At 66.1% G+C, this 18,453-nt stretch carries 17 protein-coding genes and 2 riboswitches; of the genes, 4 read left to right on the top strand and 13 right to left on the bottom strand.

The genetic code is table 11. The features are described from left to right. Positions 1 to 8: 8 nt before the first annotated feature. Positions 9 to 929: a LysR family transcriptional regulator gene (locus PH586_RS17320; protein WP_271349014.1), complete on the bottom strand. Its 921-nt coding sequence runs from the start codon at positions 927 to 929 to the stop codon at positions 9 to 11. A 157-nt stretch (positions 930 to 1,086) separates the two neighbouring features. Between PH586_RS17320 and PH586_RS17315 the strand changes: the two genes are divergently transcribed. The 4 genes from PH586_RS17315 to PH586_RS17300 all read left to right on the top strand — a co-directional run bounded on the left by PH586_RS17315 (position 1,087) and on the right by PH586_RS17300 (position 9,102). Then, positions 1,087 to 1,341: an AMP-binding enzyme gene (locus PH586_RS17315; RefSeq protein ID WP_271349013.1), complete on the top strand. Its 255-nt coding sequence runs from the start codon at positions 1,087 to 1,089 to the stop codon at positions 1,339 to 1,341. Continuing rightward, positions 1,338 to 4,628: an acetyl-CoA carboxylase family protein gene (locus PH586_RS17310; protein ID WP_271349012.1), complete on the top strand. Its 3,291-nt coding sequence runs from the start codon at positions 1,338 to 1,340 to the stop codon at positions 4,626 to 4,628. The genes PH586_RS17315 and PH586_RS17310 overlap by 4 nt, the downstream gene beginning before the upstream one ends. Before the next feature lie 146 nt (positions 4,629 to 4,774). Beyond that, a complete protein-coding gene (gene dxs, locus PH586_RS17305; RefSeq protein WP_271349011.1) occupies positions 4,775 to 6,673 on the top strand; it encodes a 1-deoxy-D-xylulose-5-phosphate synthase in 1,899 nt (632 codons plus the stop codon). A 161-nt stretch (positions 6,674 to 6,834) separates the two neighbouring features. After that, positions 6,835 to 7,072: riboswitch (cobalamin riboswitch) on the top strand. Positions 7,073 to 7,173: 101 nt separating this feature from the next. After that, positions 7,174 to 9,102 carry a TonB-dependent receptor gene (locus PH586_RS17300; RefSeq protein WP_271349010.1) on the top strand — a complete coding sequence of 643 codons (1,929 nt, stop codon included), beginning with the start codon at positions 7,174 to 7,176 and terminating at the stop codon, positions 9,100 to 9,102. 54 nt (positions 9,103 to 9,156) lie between these two features. On the opposite strand, the gene PH586_RS17295 is transcribed toward PH586_RS17300, so the two are convergent. The 12 genes from PH586_RS17295 to PH586_RS17240 form a co-directional block, all read right to left on the bottom strand. Further along, positions 9,157 to 9,954 (bottom strand): cobalamin-binding protein, encoded by a 798-nt coding sequence (locus PH586_RS17295; RefSeq protein ID WP_271349009.1) that lies wholly within the window; start codon positions 9,952 to 9,954, stop codon positions 9,157 to 9,159. Further along, positions 9,954 to 10,370 (bottom strand): MFS transporter, encoded by a 417-nt coding sequence (locus tag PH586_RS17290; RefSeq protein ID WP_271349008.1) that lies wholly within the window; start codon positions 10,368 to 10,370, stop codon positions 9,954 to 9,956. The genes PH586_RS17295 and PH586_RS17290 overlap by 1 nt, the downstream gene beginning before the upstream one ends. After that, complete coding sequence (gene ribA, locus PH586_RS17285) at positions 10,367 to 10,987, bottom strand: GTP cyclohydrolase II (protein WP_271349007.1); 621 nt, start codon at positions 10,985 to 10,987, stop codon at positions 10,367 to 10,369. The genes PH586_RS17290 and ribA overlap by 4 nt, the downstream gene beginning before the upstream one ends. Positions 10,988 to 11,140: 153 nt before the next feature. Next, positions 11,141 to 11,788 (bottom strand): retropepsin-like aspartic protease family protein, encoded by a 648-nt coding sequence (locus tag PH586_RS17280; RefSeq protein ID WP_271349006.1) that lies wholly within the window; start codon positions 11,786 to 11,788, stop codon positions 11,141 to 11,143. A gap of 17 nt (positions 11,789 to 11,805) precedes the next feature. Further along, the gene (locus tag PH586_RS17275; protein WP_271349005.1) at positions 11,806 to 12,534 is read right to left on the bottom strand and encodes a transporter substrate-binding domain-containing protein; all 729 of its coding nucleotides are present in this window, start codon (positions 12,532 to 12,534) and stop codon (positions 11,806 to 11,808) included. A gap of 189 nt (positions 12,535 to 12,723) precedes the next feature. Next, positions 12,724 to 13,236 (bottom strand): phosphatidylglycerophosphatase A family protein, encoded by a 513-nt coding sequence (locus PH586_RS17270; protein ID WP_271349004.1) that lies wholly within the window; start codon positions 13,234 to 13,236, stop codon positions 12,724 to 12,726. Further along, complete coding sequence (thiL, locus tag PH586_RS17265) at positions 13,229 to 14,197, bottom strand: thiamine-phosphate kinase (RefSeq protein WP_271349003.1); 969 nt, start codon at positions 14,195 to 14,197, stop codon at positions 13,229 to 13,231. The genes PH586_RS17270 and thiL overlap by 8 nt, the downstream gene beginning before the upstream one ends. A 104-nt stretch (positions 14,198 to 14,301) precedes the next feature. Next, the gene (gene nusB / locus PH586_RS17260) at positions 14,302 to 14,793 is read right to left on the bottom strand and encodes a transcription antitermination factor NusB (RefSeq protein ID WP_271349002.1); all 492 of its coding nucleotides are present in this window, start codon (positions 14,791 to 14,793) and stop codon (positions 14,302 to 14,304) included. After that, positions 14,790 to 15,266, bottom strand: coding sequence for a 6,7-dimethyl-8-ribityllumazine synthase (gene ribH, locus PH586_RS17255; protein ID WP_271349001.1), 477 nt, complete (start codon positions 15,264 to 15,266; stop codon positions 14,790 to 14,792). The genes nusB and ribH overlap by 4 nt, the downstream gene beginning before the upstream one ends. Positions 15,267 to 15,317: 51 nt before the next feature. Beyond that, positions 15,318 to 16,412 carry a bifunctional 3,4-dihydroxy-2-butanone-4-phosphate synthase/GTP cyclohydrolase II gene (gene ribBA, locus PH586_RS17250; RefSeq protein ID WP_271348999.1) on the bottom strand — a complete coding sequence of 365 codons (1,095 nt, stop codon included), beginning with the start codon at positions 16,410 to 16,412 and terminating at the stop codon, positions 15,318 to 15,320. A 12-nt stretch (positions 16,413 to 16,424) separates the two neighbouring features. Continuing rightward, positions 16,425 to 17,087, bottom strand: coding sequence for a riboflavin synthase (locus PH586_RS17245; RefSeq protein ID WP_271348998.1), 663 nt, complete (start codon positions 17,085 to 17,087; stop codon positions 16,425 to 16,427). Between the two features lie 125 nt (positions 17,088 to 17,212). Further along, positions 17,213 to 17,373: riboswitch (FMN riboswitch) on the bottom strand. A 183-nt stretch (positions 17,374 to 17,556) separates the two neighbouring features. Then, on the bottom strand, positions 17,557 to 18,423 hold the full coding sequence (locus tag PH586_RS17240) for an MBL fold metallo-hydrolase (RefSeq protein WP_271348997.1): 867 nt from the start codon (positions 18,421 to 18,423) through the stop codon (positions 17,557 to 17,559). Positions 18,424 to 18,453 lie beyond the last annotated feature (30 nt).

Raw genomic sequence — 18,453 nt, 5'->3', positions numbered from 1 at the left:
GGGCCCACTCAGAACTGCAACCGCGCCAGCTCCAGCAACTGGCCGCGCAGCCACTGGTTGCCCGCCTCGGCATCGGCGTGGCGCGACCAGTACAGGTTGAGGGTGACCGGCGGCAGGTCCAGCGGCATCGGCAGCAGGCGGTTGCCCAGGCCGCGATTGAGCAGTTCGGCATAGCGCCTGGGCATGCTCAGCAGCAGTTCGCCTTGCGCCACCAGCAGCGCCGCCGACAGGTAGTGCTGACAGTGCTGGCGCACGCGCCGGGCCAGGCCCAGGTTGGCCAGCGCCAGGTCCTCGACGCAGATGCCGCGGCGGCGTGAGGTCACCGCCACGTGCTCGGCGTCCAGGTAGCGCTGCGTCGTCAGTTCGCCGCTGAACGCCGGCCCAGCCATCACGCACAGCGGGTCGCGCAACAGTTGCCGCTGGCGCAGCTCGGCGTCCGTCGGCCGGGCGATCTCGATGGCCAGGTCGACCCGTCCGGCGGCCAGCTCCAGCTGCAGTTCAGCCCAGTGCACGCAACTGCTGCGCACCTGCACCTGCGGCGCGACCCGCTGCAACTGGGTGAGTACCGCCGGCAGCACCAGCGGCTCGAGCTGCTCGGCCATGTTCAGGGTGAAGCTGCGCTTGTCGCGCTGCGGGTCGAAGGCCTGCCCGCCGCTGACGCTGCGGCGCAGGTTGCTCAGGGCCTCCTGGATGCTCGGCGCCAGTTGCTCGGCCAATGGCGTCGGCGCCACCCCGCGACCGTCGCGGACGAACAGCGGGTCGCCGATCTGCGCGCGCAGGCGCGCCAGGGCGTGGCTCACCGCCGGCTGGCTGAGGTGCAGGATCACCGCGCTGCGGGTCAGGTTGCGCTCACGGTAGATCACCTCGAACACGCGGAACAGGTTGAGATCGAGGCGACTGAGTGTCGACCATTCATGCGGTTGATTCATGGTTATTCCGGCTCTGAGCAGTGACCCTGAGCCTAGCAGGCAACGGGTTGGAGGCAGCTATGCATGAGATTCATGGATGATGATGCATAAGCAGCAGTTCTGCCCGGCGGCGTAGCCTCCTAAGATGCCCGCAGACAAAAACCACAGGGGCACCGCCATGACCGAAGAGGCCTGCCTCGAACAGCTGGTCGCACTGCAAGCCGCCGCCTGGCCGGCCGGCACGCCGCGCGGCCAGCTGCCGGTGGCCTTCGTGGTGCTCAAACCGGGCGGCGCGGAGACCGCGGACAGCCTGCAGGCCTGGTGCCGCGAGGCCATGGCGGCCTACAAGGTGCCGCAGATCCGCCTGCTCGACAGCCTGCCGCTGATCGCCACCGGCAAGGTGAAGAAGAACCAATTGGAGGAACTGCTGTGACCGCGCCCTTTACCGCCCTGCTGATCGCCAACCGCGGCGAGATCGCCATCCGCATCGCCCGCGCCGCCGCCGAGCTGGGCATTCGCTCGCTGGCGGTCTACGCCGAGGACGACGCCGCCTCCCTGCATGCGCGCAAGGCCGACAGCGCTGTGGCCCTCGAGGGCCGCGGGGTCGCCGCTTATCTGGACATGGACCAGTTGATCGCCATCGCCCAGGAACAGGGCTGTGCGGCGATTCATCCCGGTTACGGTTTTCTCGCCGAGAACGCCGAGTTCGCCCGCCGTTGCCAGGCCGCCGGCCTGTGCTTTATCGGTCCCAGTGCCGAGGTGCTGGAGTTGTTCGGCGACAAGGCCGCCGCGCGCGCGTTGGCCGAGCGCTGCGCGGTACCGCTGGTGCGCGGGCTCAATCACGCGGTTAGCCTGGCCGAGGCCCATGATTTTCTGCGCAGCCTGGGCGACGGCGGCGCGGTGATGCTCAAGGCCCTGGCCGGTGGCGGCGGCCGTGGCATGCGCCCGGTGTTCGCGGCAGCGGAGCTGGACGCAGCCTTCGCCCGCTGCCAGTCGGAAGCCCGCGCGGCCTTCGGCAGCGACGCACTCTATGTCGAGCAGCTGGTGGGCGATGCCCGGCATATCGAGATCCAGGTGTTGGGCGACCACACGGGCGCGGTCAGCCATCTGTGGGAGCGCGATTGCAGCCTGCAGCGGCGCCAGCAGAAGCTGCTGGAGATCGCCCCCAGCCCGGACCTGCCGGCCGCCACCCGCGAGCGGATGATCGCCGCCGCGCTGAAACTGGCCGGCGCGGCGCAGTATCAGGGCCTGGGCACCTTCGAGTTCCTCCTGGATAACCAGCAGCCCGAGCGCTTCTACTTTATGGAAGCCAACCCGCGTATCCAGGTCGAGCACACGGTGACCGAGCAAGTCACCGGCATCGACCTGCTGCAGACCCAGCTCAGGCTGGCGGCCGGACACAGCCTGGAGCAGCTGAACCTGCTGCAGCCGCCGGCGATCACTGGCTGCGCCGTGCAACTGCGGATTAACCTGGAAAGCATGAACGTCGACGGCAGCACCCGTCCGGCCAGCGGCACCCTGACCGCCTACGAACCGCCCAGCGGCCCCGGCCTGCGCGTCGATGGTTATGGCTACGCCGGCTATCCGGTCAGCCCCAGCTACGATTCGCTGCTGGCCAAGCTGATCGCCCATGCCCCGGACTACCCGAGTGCACTGCGCCGCGCCTACCGTGCGCTCTGCGAGTTCCGCCTGGAGGGTGTGGCAAGCAACCTGCACCTGCTGCAGAACCTGCTGCGCCTGCCGGAAGTCGCCGCCAATCACGTCAGCACGCGCTTCGTCGAAAGCCAGCTGGAGCGATTGCTGGCGCCCCAACAGCAGGCCCATCCGCACCTGTTCTTTGCCGCCAGTCCGGCAGTGGCCGCTGCGGCGCAACAGGCGATCGATGCGCCGCCCGGTTGCCTGCCCTTGCCCGCGCCGAGCAGCGGCGTGCTGGTGTGCCTGGAGGTGGCCGAAGGCGACGCCGTGGCGATCGGCCAGGGCATCGCCGTGCTGGAGGCGATGAAGATGGAGTTCGTGGTCAAGGCCGGCCACAGCGGCATCGTCCGCGCCCTCGCCGTGCAGCCCGGCAGCGTGGTCGGCGAAGGCCAGCCGCTGCTGTTCATCGAGCCGGCCGAGGTCGCGGCGGCGCACGGCCACAGCGAGCAAAGCCTGGATCTCGAGCATATCCGCGCGGATCTGGCCGAAGTGCTCGAGCGCCACGCCATCACTCGCGATGAGCGCCGTCCGCAGGCGGTGGCCAAACGGTGCAAGACCGGCCAACGGACGGTGCGTGAGAACCTCGCCGACTTGCTCGATGACGGCAGCTTCAGCGAATACGGCGCCCTGGCCCTGGCCGCCCAGCGCCGGCGCCGTTCGTTGGAGGAGCTGATCGAGCAGAGCCCGGCCGACGGCCTGGTGGCCGGCATCGGCACGGTCAACGCCGGGTTGTTCGGCAGCCAGGCCGCGCGCTGCCTGGCCATCGCCTACGACTACACGGTGTTCGCCGGCACCCAGGGGGTCATGAACCACAAGAAGACCGACCGCATGCTCGGCCTCGCCGAGCAATGGCGCCTGCCTCTGGTGTTGTTCGCCGAGGGCGGCGGCGGGCGGCCGGGCGACAGCGACTTCGTTGGCGTCGCCGGCCTCGACTGCCACACCTTCGTCGGCATGGCCCGATTGTCCGGGCTGGTGCCGCTGGTCGGGGTGGTCTCCGGGCGCTGCTTTGCCGGTAATGCGGCGCTGCTCGGCTGCTGCGATGTGATCATCGCCACGGCCAACGCGACCATCGGCATGGCCGGCCCGGCGATGATCGAAGGCGGCGGCCTGGGTAGCTACAAGCCCGAAGAGGTCGGCCCGGTCTCGGTGCAGGGCCCGAACGGGGTGATCGATGTGCATGTGGCGGATGAGGCCGAAGCGGTACGGGTGGCCCAGCAGTACCTTGGCTACTTCCAGGGCGTGCTGCCCGACTGGCAGTGTGCCGATCAACGCGAGCTGCGCCAGCTGATCCCGGCAAACCGCCTGCGCGTCTACGACATCCGCCAGCTGATCGCCACCCTGGCCGACAGCGGCTCGGTACTGGAGCTGCGCCGGCAGTTCGCCCCCGGCCTGATCACCGCCCTGGTGCGCATCGAAGGCCAGCCCTTCGGCCTGCTCGCCAACAACCCCGCGCACCTGGGCGGCGCCATCGATGCCGTGGCCGGCGACAAGGCCGCGCGCTTTATGCAGCTGTGCGACGCCTTCGATATCCCCATGCTGTCGCTGTGCGACACCCCCGGCTTCATGGTCGGGCCGGAGGCGGAGAAGCAGGCCACGGTGCGTCATGTGTCGCGCATGTTCGTCGCCGCCGCCAGCCTGACGGTGCCGTTTTTTACCGTGGTCTTGCGCAAGGGTTACGGCCTCGGCGCCCAGGCCATGGCCGCCGGCAGCTTCCACTCGCCACTGTTCACCATCGCCTGGCCCAGCGCCGAGTTCGGCGCCATGGGCCTGGAGGGCGCGGTGCGCCTGGGCTTCGCCAAGGAACTGGCGGCCGTCGAGGAGCCTGAACAACGCCAGCAGCTGTTCGACAAACTGGTGGCCAAGGCCTACCAGGACGGCAAGGGCATCAACATGGCCAGCTTTCTGGAGATAGATGCCGTGATCGACCCGGTCGAAACCCGCGCCTGGCTGGTGCGCGGGCTGAATGCCGCGCCCAAGCCGGCCGCCCGGGCAGGCAAGAAACGGCCGTTCGTCGACACCTGGTGACCCGCAGGGGAGGGCGGGCGGGGTGGTTTTCAGCCTATCTGGGCATTAAGCCAGCCTGTCTGCATGCCACTGTGACAGCATGTTTGGGCAGTTTCCGGCGCTTCGGGTAAACTGCCGCATCTTTTGCCCCTATAACGATCAGCCTGATGCCGACGACCTTCCACGAGATTCCTCGCGAACGCCCACTGACGCCCCTGCTCGACCGCGCCAACACGCCGGATCAGCTGCGCCGTCTGGGCGAGGCCGAGCTGGAAACCCTGGCCGATGAACTGCGCCAGTACCTGCTCTACACGGTCGGCCAGACCGGCGGGCATTTCGGTGCGGGCCTCGGCGTGATCGAGCTGACCGTCGCCCTGCATTACGTCTTCGACACCCCGGACGACCGTCTGGTGTGGGATGTCGGCCACCAGGCCTATCCGCACAAGATCCTCACCGGCCGCCGCGAACGCATGGGTAGCCTACGCCAGAAAGATGGCATCGCCGCCTTCCCGCGCCGCGCCGAGAGCGAATACGACACCTTCGGCGTCGGTCACTCCAGCACCAGCATCAGCGCCGCCCTGGGCATGGCCATCGCCGCCCGCCTGCAGGGCAGTACGCGCAAGAGCGTGGCGGTGATCGGCGACGGCGCCCTGACCGCCGGCATGGCGTTCGAGGCGCTGAATCACGCCTCCGATGTCAATGCCAACATGCTGGTGATCCTCAACGACAACGACATGTCGATCTCGCAGAATGTCGGCGGCCTGTCCAACTACCTGGCCAAGATTCTCTCCAGCCGTACCTACGCGAGCATGCGCGAGGGCAGCAAGAAGGTGCTCTCGCGCCTGCCCGGGGCCTGGGAAATCGCGCGCAAGACCGAGGAGCACGCCAAGGGCATGCTGGTTCCCGGCACCCTGTTCGAGGAACTGGGCTGGAACTACATCGGCCCGATCGACGGCCACGACCTGCCAATCCTGCTGGCTACCTTGCGCAATATGCGCGACCTCGACGGTCCGCAGTTCCTTCACGTGATCACCAAGAAGGGCAAGGGCTTTGCCCCGGCCGAAGCCGACCCGATCGGTTACCACGCGATCACCAAGCTGGAGCCGATCAACGCCCCAGCTGCCGCACCGAAGAAAGTGGGCGGCCCCAAGTATTCCAGCGTGTTCGGCCAGTGGCTGTGCGACATGGCCGCGCAAGACCCGCGCCTGGTCGGCATCACCCCGGCGATGAAGGAGGGCTCGGACCTGGTGGCGTTCAGCGAACGCTACCCGCAGCGCTATTTCGACGTGGCCATCGCCGAGCAACACGCGGTGACCCTGGCCGCCGGCATGGCCTGCGACGGCATCAAGCCGGTGGTGGCGATCTACTCGACCTTTTTGCAGCGCGCCTACGATCAGCTGATCCACGACGTCGCGGTGCAGCACCTCGACGTGCTGTTCGCCATCGACCGCGCCGGCCTGGTCGGCGAAGACGGCCCGACCCACGCCGGCAGCTTCGATTTGTCCTACCTGCGCTGCATCCCCGGCATGCTGGTGATGACCCCTAGCGACGAGAACGAACTGCGCCACATGCTCACCACCGGCTACCTGTTCGATGGTCCAGCGGCGGTGCGCTACCCGCGCGGCAGCGGGCCGAACGCGCCGATCGAACCTGGCCTGCATCCCCTGGAAATCGGCAAGGGCGTGATCCGCCGCCAGGGTTCGAAGGTCGCCCTGCTGGTGTTCGGCGTGCAACTGGCCGACGCGCTGAAAGTCGGCGAAACCCTGGACGCCACGGTGGTCGACATGCGCTTCGTCAAGCCGCTGGACGAAGCCCTGCTGCGCGAGCTGGCCGCCGGCCACGAACTGTTGGTGAGCATCGAAGAAAACAGCATCATGGGCGGTGCTGGCAGCGCGGTCAGCGAGTTCCTCGCCAGCGACAACATCCTCAAGCCGATGCTCCATCTGGGCCTGCCGGACTACTACGTCGAGCACGCCAAGCCGAGCCAGATGCTCGCCGAGTGCGGCCTCGACCAGGCCGGCATTGAGGCGGCGGTGCGTCAGCACTTGGCGAGCCTTCCGAGCTGATCGCAACAAGATTGCCCAGGGCGCGGCCGAGGATAGGCAGCGAGTGGGGGAGGGTGGGCCGCGGCCCATCTTGCCGTCATTGCAGAATAACGGGCCGGAGCCACGCGCCACGGTTCAGGCCACATGAATTGCTTTAGCCGCTGCGTACGTTTATGGTGCGCGGCGTTTTACTTGTCCGAGGTCGCCGACAGCCGCAAGGCCCAGGCGTGAAAAGGGAAGCAGGTGCGTAGCCGTCGACTCGACCGCCACAATGCCTGCGCTGCCCCCGCAACGGTAACCGACAGCGCCCGGCTTGCACGGCCATTGCGCACGCTTTCTCGATACGCCACTGGGTTCGCCTGGGAAGGCGGGAAAGTAACAGTCGGCAGCCCGGAGACCTGCCTCGGCGTGATCTGACTGGTGTTGCGGAGGGCATCACCGTCAAGCGCTGGCTATTGCCTCCTTGTCCGGTGCTTGTCCCTGCCCTCCTCGAAAGTTTTCTGCCTTTTGAGGATTTACCGATGAAATTGTCCCGAATTGCCCTGGCCGTGGCGCTGCTGCCCACCCTGGCCCTGGCCACCGATGCTGACGAACCCTACCAGGCCCCGCCGTTGGTGGTGACTCGCGGCACGCCGCTGCAACAGCCGGCACCGGCCAGCGTGCGGGTAATCGACCGCCAGGCGATCGAGAAGAGCGCGGCCAGCACCCTGATTGAGGTGCTGCACGGCCAGGCCGGCGTGCAGGTGCGCGACACCTTGGGCGACGGTAATCGTGCCTCCATCAGCCTGCGCGGCTTCGGCGAGAACGCGGTCAACAACACCCTGGTGCTGGTCGACGGCCGCCGCCTGAACAACCCCAGCCTGGACGGCCCCGATCTCAATAGCGTGCCGCTGGCCGCGATCGAGCGCATCGAGATCATCCGCGGCGCGGGTACCGTGCTCTACGGCGACCAGGCGGTCGGCGGGGTGATCAACATCATCACCCGCACCCCGCTGAGCAACGAGGCCTATATCGAGACCTCCCAGGGCAGCCATGACTTGGAGGCCTATCGCGGCCATCTGTTCCGGCAACTGGGCGCCGGCTTCTCCGCCTTCGTCAGCGGCGAGACCCGAAACAGTGACAACTACCGCGACCATAACAATGCCAGCTACAACAACGCCTTCGGCCGCCTGCGCTACGACCACGCCGACGGTTGGGCCCTTTATGAATACCAGAGCATCGACGACGAGCTGCTCTACCCCGGCGCCCAGACCATCGCCGAGCGCCGTGCCGACCGCAAGGCGAGTACCTCCGCCGAATGGAACGACAACAACACCCAGGTCCACCGCTTCGCCGTCGAGCAGAACCTCGGCAGTAATTGGACCGGCGACTTTGACTACAGCTTCCGCGACGCGGACGGCGTCGGCCTGATTTCCGGCAGCCCATTCACGGACGGCACCCGGGTGGAAAGCTTCAGCCCGCGCCTGACCGCCCATTGGGACAGCGAGCTGGGTCGCAGCGAATGGCTGATCGGCCACGACCATATCGCCAGCGATTACCAGGCGAGCTACGCCTACTACCCCGGCTTCAGCAGTGACGCCAGCCAGACCCTGCGCGACTGGTACAGCCAGCTTAGCCAGCCGCTGGGCCAGAATTTCGGCCTGACCTTGGGCTACCGTGCCAGCGAAGCCGAAGACCGCAACAAGCTCAGCGGCCAGCGCCACACCGACCGCGAGGGCAGCACCAGCATCGCCCTGCAATGGCAGGCGAACCAGCAGACGCGGCTGTTCATCAAGCGCGAAGACGTGCTGCGCTGGGCCAACGTCAACGAAAACGCCTCGGTCGAACCCGGGGTGACCTTTCTCAAGCCGCAGACTGGCGAATCCTGGGAGAGCGGCCTCGAATGGAATGACGGCGTCCAGCGCTACCAGGCCAGCCTGTACCGCCTCGATCTCGACGACGAGTTGCTCTATGACCCCTTCGCCAACGGTGGCTGGGGCGCCAACATCAACCTGGACCGGACTCGTCGCCAAGGTGCGCTGGTCGAAGCCGATTACCAGCTGAGCGAGCGCCTGACCCTGGGCGGTCAGTACAGCTTCACCGATTCCGAATTCCGCGCCGGCGTGAACAAGGGCAACGAAGTGCCTTGGGTCTCGCGCCATAGCGCCAGCGCCCACCTGAATTACCTGGTCGTCAGCGGACTGAACGCTTATCTGGAGGCGATCTACACCGGGCCGCGCTACCTCTCCAGCGACGATGCCCACGTGCTGCCCCGCGAAGGTGGCTACACCCTGTTCAACGCGGCCCTGAAGTACGAGTACCAGCAGTTCAATGCCAAGCTGCGGGTCAACAACCTGACCGGCAAGCGCTACGACAGCTTTGCCACCTACGTCAGTTGGCAAGCCGGCAATAAGGGCTTGTATGCCGCCCCGGAAGAAGACGTGCAGCTGAGCGTCGGCTACCGCTTCTAAAGCACTGCCCTGAACCACAAGGCCCCGCAATTGCGGGGCCTTGTGGTTCCAGCCTTAACGCGCGTTCGCTAACCGTTTGCACAGCTGCTCGGTTGCTTCCAGCATCTGGAAGCTGGGTCGTTCCAGGCCCTTGTCCGGCACGGCCCACAGCTGATCGAGGCGCACCGCCGTCAGGTGTGGCCAGATGCGCCAGCGTTCCAGTTGCGCGCCGCTGCCGGCGAGGATCACCTCGGGGTCGCGCTGCAGCACCGCCTCAACGCTGACCTGCGGCGCCGGCAGGTCGAGCTCGGCGAACACGTTCTCGCCACCGCACACGCGCAAGGCATCGCTGATGATCTGCCGGCCGCCGATGGTGTACAGCGGCACATCCCAGATCTGATAGAAGATGCGCAACGGCCGCTCACGCCGGTAGCGGGCGCTCAGTTCGGTCAGGCGCAGGCTGAAGCGCCGACGCAGGGCCTGCCCTTGCGCGTGGCGGCCGAGACGGGTGCCGATGACGGCGAACTGTTCGGCCAGATTTGCCAGGTTGTGCGGCTCGGTGATCAGCAGCGCAATGCCAAAATCCTCCAGCTGCTGGCGCTGGGCGCGGCTGATGCTGTCCGGCCACAGCAGGATCAGATCGGGTTGCAACTGCAGCAGGCTTTCCATTTCCAATTGACCGTAGCGTCCCACCGAGGGCAGGTGGGCCAGCGCCGCCGGCCGCTCACCGCCATCCAGCACGCCGACCAGCAAGTCGGCAGCATCCAGTTCCACGACGATTTCACTCAGGGAGGGCGCCAGGCTGACCACCCGCTCGACCGCGCTCACCGGCCAGGCCAGCAGCACGAGCAGGCAGGCGCAAAGACGGCGCATCAGCCGAGCTGGCGGGGAATGCGGTAGAGGTAGAACAGGACGACGCTGGACAGCGCCAGGAGCATCAGCGGGATCGCCTCCAGCCCGGCAAACACCGCGATGGCGGCAATCCAGGCCGGTAGGCCGGCACCCAGCAGGGCCAGCCGGCGCCGTGCGGCCAAGGCCAGCCAGGCGGCCGGCTCTGCAGGGCTGTCGAGGGCCTTTTCGGTGGCGATCAACGCGTGCTTGTAGGCATGGAACAGCGGCAGGCTGACGAACATCGACGCCAGGCCGGCGATAAACACCGGCATGCTCAGCACACCAACCTGCTGATCTGCACCGAACAGCAGATTGAGGACAAACAGCGGCGCCAGAGCCACCGCCAGCTGCGCCCACCAGGCCAGCGCCAGGCGACGGCGTACCTCGCTGCGGGTCACAGGCTTTCCTCGACCTCACCCTGATGCAGGCTGCCGAGCATGTGCCCGAGCTTGCCGGCCTTGGTCGCCAGGTATTTCTTGTTGTGCGGGTTATGGTCGATCTGCAGTGGCACGCGAGTGGCCACATTGATGCCCATGTCGCCCAGCGCCTTGACCTTGCGCGGGTTGTTGGTCATCAGCTTGAGCGCCTTGATGTGCAGGTGTTCGAGCATCGGCAGGCAGATCGCGTATTCACGCTGATCGGCGCCAAAACCGAGGAGTTCGTTGGCCTCAACCGTATCGGCGCCGCCATCCTGCAGCTCATAGGCGCGGATCTTGTTCAGCAGGCCAATGCCGCGGCCCTCCTGGCGCAGATAGAGCAGCACGCCACGCCCTTCGGCGGCGATCGCCCGCAGCGCGGCTTCGAGCTGGAAGCCGCAGTCACAGCGCAGGCTGAACAGCGCATCGCCGGTCAGGCACTCGGAATGCAGGCGCCCCAGTACCGGCGCGCCCTCGGCGACATCGCCAAAGGTCAGCGCAACATGTTCCTTGCCCGTGGCCGTTTCGAGAAAGCCATGCATGGTAAACACCCCGAACGGGGTAGGCAGCTGGGAGGCGGCGACGAACACGACAGACACCGGATGCTCCTAAATAGATAAGGGCTGGAAATTTGCGAGGGCGCATTGTAACAGCAGCCCCCGCCGGCGGGTCAGCCTGAATTACCGATGATAAGCATCGGATAAACGTCAAGCTGCGAGCCCGGCAGGGCCGCCCGGAAGTTCAGGTGCAGCTCATAGCTTGGATTCCAGCACCAGCAGGTCCTGCTCCACCCGCCAGCCGACCCGGCTGAGGAAGCTCATGCCGAGCAGTGCTTCGGTGGGTGAGCCGCCCTCCAGCACCACCGCCTCGACGCCCAGCACTTGCAGGGTGCCGACCTTGACGCTGTCGAGCTTGACCCGCCAGCCCCGCACGGTGCCGCTGGCGGTATTGACCTGCAACGGCTGGCCGACCACGCGGTAGTCGATGCCCAGGCGGCGGGCCTGACCATCGTTGATCGCGACCGAGGTGGCACCGGTGTCGACCAGGAACTGCACCGGATGGCCATCCACCGAACCGGCGATCCAGTAATGTCCGCCAATACCTTTGGCAACGCTCAACTGGCGCGTTTTCGGCTCGGTAAAACCTTCGCTGTATTCCCGGCTCAGGGTATAGGGGCGCTCCACGCCATTCACCCGCAGCACGGCCCCGCGACTGTCGGCACTGACCACCACCACCCCGCCGGGACCGGTCTGGCCGACTTTTACCAGTTTGCGCTGGCCGTCGACATTGAGCACCGCGGCACCGGGGAACAGGCCGACCACCAGCACCAGGGGCTCCGCCCAGCTCGACCCGCAGGCCACTAGCAGTGCCGCGGCAGTCAACAATTTCAGTCCACGCATCAGGCTCTCACATTCGCTTAATCGAAGGGGTAGGGTTGCTGCCAGCGCTCGAACAGGGGACGCAAGCTGTGTGATTCGACCAGCAGCTCCATGCGCCGATCGTACACCCGGGCCAAGGCCCGACCACGCGGGTTGTCGGCAAACCCCAGGTACAGCGGCAAACGGGTCAGGTCAGTAATCCGGTAGCGCGCCGGATCGCTGGCCGCCTCGAGTACCTCGTCGACCTCGGTGCGCGCATCGATATAAAAATCCGTGCGGTCAAGCTTGAGCATATTGAGGATATCGCTTTGACGCTGCGCTGCCCGGTAGCGCGTCAAATTTGGCAGATAACGCTGATATTCGTAGCCGCGCATCCACACCAGGCGATACTGGCCGAGCGTCGCCAGGCTGGGCGCCTGCAGCCCGATCAGGCCCAGCGCACTGATCTGATCGACTTCATAATGCCAGCGCGGGTAGAGCACGCCCTCGTCCACTTCATTGAGGTAGGAGCCGACCCAGGCATCGGCCTCACCGCGCTGCACCAGGCCAATGGAGCGGGTATAGGGCACGCTCTGGATCACCAGGGCGATGCCTTCTGGCTCGAACACCTGACGCAGAATATCCCAGGCCAGCCCCGTGCCATCGACATGGGTATGGCCCTGCCAGATTTCGCTGGCCAGGCGGATTTCCGGCGGCGCAGCAGGCTCGGCCAAGGCGCAAGAGCAGCCCAGCACGCCGAGCAATATCGCCAGCCAGCAGCTCATCATGATCGATCTCGACCCACTTGGCCGGCCGACTGCTGCTGTGGGCGCGGCAGTCGAGGCAAAGCAGAAATGGCCGAAAAAAGGACTGGGCGCGCCCGCAAATCTACTGTGGTAAATGAGCATGTTGGCTGGGCTCACGCGTGAAGTGTTTTAAGCGCCGTATTGGCCGCGTTGGTGGATTTCAGGCGCCGGTTAAAGCCCCAGTCCGCTCGCCAGGCCATTGCCCCAGCCCCACACAAGGGCCTGCATGGCCAGCCAGGCGAACACCCCGGCCAGTACATCGTCGAGCATGATGCCGACGCCGCCATGCACGTGGCGGTCGATCCAGCTGATCGGCCAGGGCTTGAGGATATCGAACAGGCGGAACATCAGGAAGCCTGCCAGCAGCCAGCCCCAGCCTTGCGGCACCAGCCACAGGGTGATCCACATGCCGACCATTTCGTCCCAGACGATGCCGGCATGGTCATGCACGCGCAGGTCTGCGGCAACTTTGCCGCACAGCCAGAAGCCGAACAGCATGGTGATGCCGAGCATCAGCCAGTAGCCCCAGTCCGGCAGCATCTGCCACAGCGGGATAAACGGCAGCGCCACCAGCGAGCCCCAGGTACCTGGCGCCTTGGGCAGGGTGCCCGAGCCGAAGCCGAAGGCGATGAAATGCCACGGATTGCGCCATACCGATGGCGGCACGCTTAGCGGTTCAGTCACCGTCACTCCCGAAATGTTGATAGCCCCGCGCCTGCGGGGTGATGGATTGGCCACGTTGATCCAGCAGCTGTACGCCCGACCCGGCTTCGGCGCGACCGATCACATGGATCGGCCAGCCCTGTGCCTGCAAGCCGGCGAGATGCTCGGCCGGCAGGGTAAAGGCCAGCAGGTAATCGTCCCCACCGCTCAGCGCGCAGTCACGCGCGCCACTGGCCCCGAGCAGGGCCAAGAGCGCAGGCGACAGCGGCAGGCGCGCCTGTTCGATCAGCAGTGCCACGCCCGAGGCGGTGGCGATATGCCCGCAGTCGGCCAGCAGGCCATCGGAGATATCCAGCGCCGCCGTAGCCTTGCCGCGCAGCGCCTGGCCCAGCGCCAGTTGCGGTTGCGGCGACCAGTAGCGCGCCAGCAAGGGCTCGGCGATCGCCGCCGGTGCCTGGCGCTGACCGAGTACCAGCGGCAAGGCACCGGCACCATCGCCCAGCTCGCCGCCGACGCACAGCAAGTCGCCGACCCGGGCACCTGCCCGGGTCAGCGCCAGGCCTTGGGGCACCCGGCCGAACACCGTCAGGGTCAGGCTCAGCGGTCCGCGCGAGGTATCGCCGCCGATCAGGCGCACGGCGCAGGCCTGCGCCATCCGATCGAGGCCGCGGGCGAAGGCTTGCAGCCAGGTCGGTTCGGCGCGGGGCAGCGTCAAGGCCAGGGTGAAGCCGATCGGAGTCGCGCCCATGGCGGCCAGGTCACTGACCGACACGCCCAGCGCACGCTGAGCCAGCAGAAACGGATCGGCTGTTTCGGGAAAATGGACCCTGGCCACCAGGGTGTCGGTGGACACCGCCAGCTGTTCGCCAGCCGGCAGCTCCAGCAGGGCGCAGTCATCACCGATGCCCAGCGCCACGCCTTCGCCGGCCTGCGCGCAGGACGCTGCGGTGAAGTATTGACGGATCAGCTCGAACTCACCCAAAGATGGCGACTCCTGACAGGTACGATGCCCGCTGCCGCGAATCACCAGTGGCGACCAGGCTGATGCCCGGCCCCCGCCACTCGCGGCAGCGCGTCAAGCGGCGATCAGCGCCGGTTGGCGCGGACTTCGTCGGCTCGCAGGCGTGGCGCCAGCTTGTCCAGCACGCCGTTGACGAACTTGTGCCCGTCGGTGGCACCGAACACCTTGGCCAGCTCGATACCTTCGTTGATCACCACACGATAGGGCACGTCGAGGCGGTTCTTCAGTTCGTAGGTCGACAGCCGCAGAATCGACAGCTCAACCGGGTCGATCTCGGCGATCGGCCGATCCAGCAGGATCTCGAAGGCCCCGTCGATCTCGCTTTTCTGCCGCGGCACGCCGTGCAGGATCTCGTGGAAGTAGGCGCCGTCGACCGTGCTGAAATCGTTATCGACGCGGAACTGCGCCTCGATCTCGTTCAGTTGCTGACCGGCCATATGCCAGGAGTACAGCGCCTGCATGGCCAGGGTGCGCGCCTGACGGCGCGCCAGGGTTTTGCCACTGGGTGCTTTCTTGCCCGGCTGCGGCTTCTGCCCGGTGCTGTCGTTCTGGCTCACTTGGCCTCCAACTGCGCCAGCAGGCTGACCATTTCCAGGGCGGACAGCGCAGCTTCCGCACCCTTGTTGCCGGCCTTGGTGCCGGAACGCTCGATGGCTTGCTCGATGGAGTCGACGGTCAGTACGCCGAAGGCCACCGGTACGCCGAACTCCATGGACACCTGAGCCAGGCCCTTGGTGCATTCGCCCGCCACGTATTCGAAATGCGGGGTGCCGCCACGGATCACCGCGCCCAGGGCAATGATCGCGTCAAAATCACCACGCTGGGCGACTTTCTGTGCGACCAGCGGGATCTCGAAGGCACCCGGCGCACGGATGATGGTGATCTCGCTTTCGCTCACGCCATGACGAACCAGGGCGTCTACGGCGCCACTTACCAGGCTTTCGACAACGAAGCTGTTAAAGCGGCCGACGACCAGTGCAAAGCGGCCCTTGGGGGCGATGAAAGTACCTTCGATGGTCTTCAGGGTCATAACGGGTCTCATCTATTTAAAGAGCCGGGCCGCCATCGGCGGCCCTTGGGATTATTCGGAGGGCAGGTATTCTACAACTTCCAGATCGAAACCGGATATCGCATTGAACTTCATCGGCGAACTCATCAGGCGCATCTTGCGCACCCCGAGGTCGCGGAGGATCTGCGAGCCGGCACCGACGGTGCTGTAAGTGGTCGGATTGGCCACTTTCGTTTCGCCGCCCAGCTGCCGTTCCAGGTGCGCCAGCAGGTCCGGGCCGGTCAATGGGTTGCCCAGCAGCAGTACCACGCCGCTACCATCCTGGGCGACTTGGGTCATGGCCGCACGCAGGCTCCAGCGGCCGGGCTGCTTGACCATGAACAGGTCGCGCAGCGGATCCATGTTGTGCACCCGCACCAGGGTTGGCTCATCGGCGCAGATGGTGCCCAGGGTCAGGGCCATGTGCACATCGTTCTCCACCGAATCGCGGTAGGTCACCAGATTGAACTGGCCCAGTTCGCTATCCAGGATCTGCTCGCTGACGCGCTCGACGGTGTGCTCGTGAATCAGCCGGTAGTGGATCAGGTCGGCGATGGTGCCGATCTTGATGTCGTGGGCCTTGGCGAACTCTTCCAGCTCGGGGCGACGGGCCATGGTGCCATCGTCGTTCATGATTTCGCAGATCACCCCGCTCGGCTCGAAGCCGCCCATGCGCGCCAGGTCGCAGGCCGCCTCGGTGTGGCCGGCACGGGCCAGCACGCCACCGGGCTGGGCCATCAGTGGGAAGATATGGCCGGGGCTGACAATATCGTCGGCTACCGCGTTCCCGGCGGCGGCGGCCTGCACGGTGCGCGCCCGGTCGGCGGCGGAAATGCCGGTGGTGACCCCGACGGCCGCCTCGATCGAGACGGTGAACTTGGTGCCGAAACCGGAGCCGTTGCGCGGTGACATCAGCGGCAGCTTGAGGGTCTCGCAGCGCTCGCGGGTCATCGGCATGCAGATCAGGCCACGGGCGAAACGCGCCATGAAGTTGATGTGCTCGGCGCTCACGCACTCGGAGGCGATGATCAGGTCACCTTCGTTCTCGCGGTCCTCGTCATCCATGAGGATGACCATCTTGCCGGCGCGGATGTCTTCAACCAGTTCTTCGATGCTATTGAGAGCCATGAGGCTATTCCTTCAATTCTTCAGGTAGCCGTGTTCGGCCAAAAAATTTTCCGTCATGCCCGAGGCGCTTGGCTCGGCGGCTTTGTCGCCGAGCAGCAGACGCTCCAGGTAACGCGCCAGCAGGTCGACCTCGAGGTTGACCTGCTGGCCGGGGCGATAGTCGACCATGATGGTCTCGGCCAGGGTATGCGGCACTATGGTCAGCTCGAATTCGGCGCCATTCACCGCGTTGACCGTCAGGCTGGTGCCGTCGACGGTGATCGAGCCTTTGTGGGCGATATATTTGGCCAGTTCGCGCGGCGCGCGGATGGTGAATTGCACGGCGCGGGCGTTGTCGGCGCGGGCGATGACTTCACCGACACCATCAATATGGCCGCTGACCAGATGACCGCCGAGGCGACTGGATGGCGTCAGGGCCTTTTCCAGATTGACCGGGCTGCCGGGCTTCAAGTCGATAAAGGCGGTGCGCGCCAGGGTCTCGCGGCTGACATCGGCCCAGAAACCGTCGCCGGGCAGCGCCACCGCAGTCAGGCAGACGCCGTTGACCGCAATGCTGTCGCCCAGCTTGACGTCGCCCAGGTCGAGCTTGCCGGTGGCCACATAGACACGCACGTCGCCGCCCTTGGGCGTCAGCGCACGGATGCTGCCAATGGATTCGATTATGCCGGTGAACATGGGTCCTCCGGTACTTGGGTGCAGATGATGTTGAACAGCATGAGTGAACTCCTGTTTTGAGCAAAACAGGGCAATGCCGATCGATAGGGATTTCACGGGTACGCATGCCGCGCCCGAGGAGGGAATCCCGCTCTCTCTTTATCCGGACTATACCGTCGGCCCCGGAATCACACCGGGTCTGCTGACCTTGCTGGGTTGCTTACGCAACCTGGGCAAGCGCTCGCGGGCTAGGCAATTGACTGCCATTACCGCCGGTGGGGAATCACACCCCGCCCTGAGAACGTTACGGCCACCGCGGTGGCCGAGACGCGTTTTACCATAATTGCCGCACGTCTGCACCGCCCCGCGACGGCCTGTGCTGGCCGATGGCCGATTTGTCTCGGACGATGTCATCGCTTCCCGCGGGGGTAACGCCCTTATCTTGGCGGGCCGAAGCCCGCCCGGGAGTGTGCCGGCAGCCTGAGGTTTGCTACTGATCCAGGGCGCGCACCGTGCTGCGGGTTTGGCTCAGGCCATAACGGCCCTTGGCGTCACGCACCACCTTACCCATGGCGATCTGCGGGTCATGGGTGAAGACCAGGCGGCCGCCACGGGCCAGCAAGTCGGCGAGCAGCGCTTGCTTCTCCTCGATCAGGCCTTCGGGGAAGCGGTCGTAGCCCATGGTGATCGGCAGGTGCACCCAGGGGGCGCCGGGGATCAGGTCGCTGGGGAAGAGTACCGGACCACCGGGCATGGCCACCTCGGGCAGCAGCAGTCCCGGGGTGTGGCCGTCGCTCCAGTGCAGGCGCCAGCCCGGGCCGAGCAGTTGGCACTGGTCGGTTTCTTCCAGCAGCGTCAGGCGGTCGCTGCTTTCCAGCAGGGTCAGCAGCTCCGGGATATAGGAAGCGCGGTCGCGGGCGTGGGGCTGGCAGGCGCGTTGCCACTGGCGCTTGCCGGTGACGTAGCGGGCATTGGGAAACAGCAGGCGTGGCGGTTGATCCTGTTCCCAGGCGGCGAGCAGGCCGCCGGCGTGATCGAAGTGCAGGTGGGTGAGCAGCACGATATCGATGTCGGCATCGCCCAGGCCCAGTTCGGCCAGGCTGCCCTGCAGCACGTGGCGGTCTTCCTGAACGCCGAAGCGGTCTTTCAGTTCCGGGCTGAAGAAGGCGCCGATACCGGTTTCCACCAGGATATTGCGGCCCTCTTCCTGCACCAGCAGGGCACGGCAGCCGAGGTCGATACGGTTCTGCTCATCCGCGGCCATCCAGCGTTGCCAGAGGGCCTTGGGGGCGTTGCCGAACATGGCGCCGCCGTCGAGTTTCTGGCTGTTGCCGGTGAGGGTGGTCAGGGTGCGCATGGTCTTCTCGTCTGGCTGGTTGCTAGCGGT

The organism is Pseudomonas aestuarii, assembly GCF_027988105.1.
GTDB lineage: Bacteria > Pseudomonadota > Gammaproteobacteria > Pseudomonadales > Pseudomonadaceae > Aquipseudomonas > Aquipseudomonas aestuarii.
The sequence above is the reverse complement of the archived record's forward strand: the minus strand, read 5'-3'. Positions and strand labels throughout refer to the sequence as shown.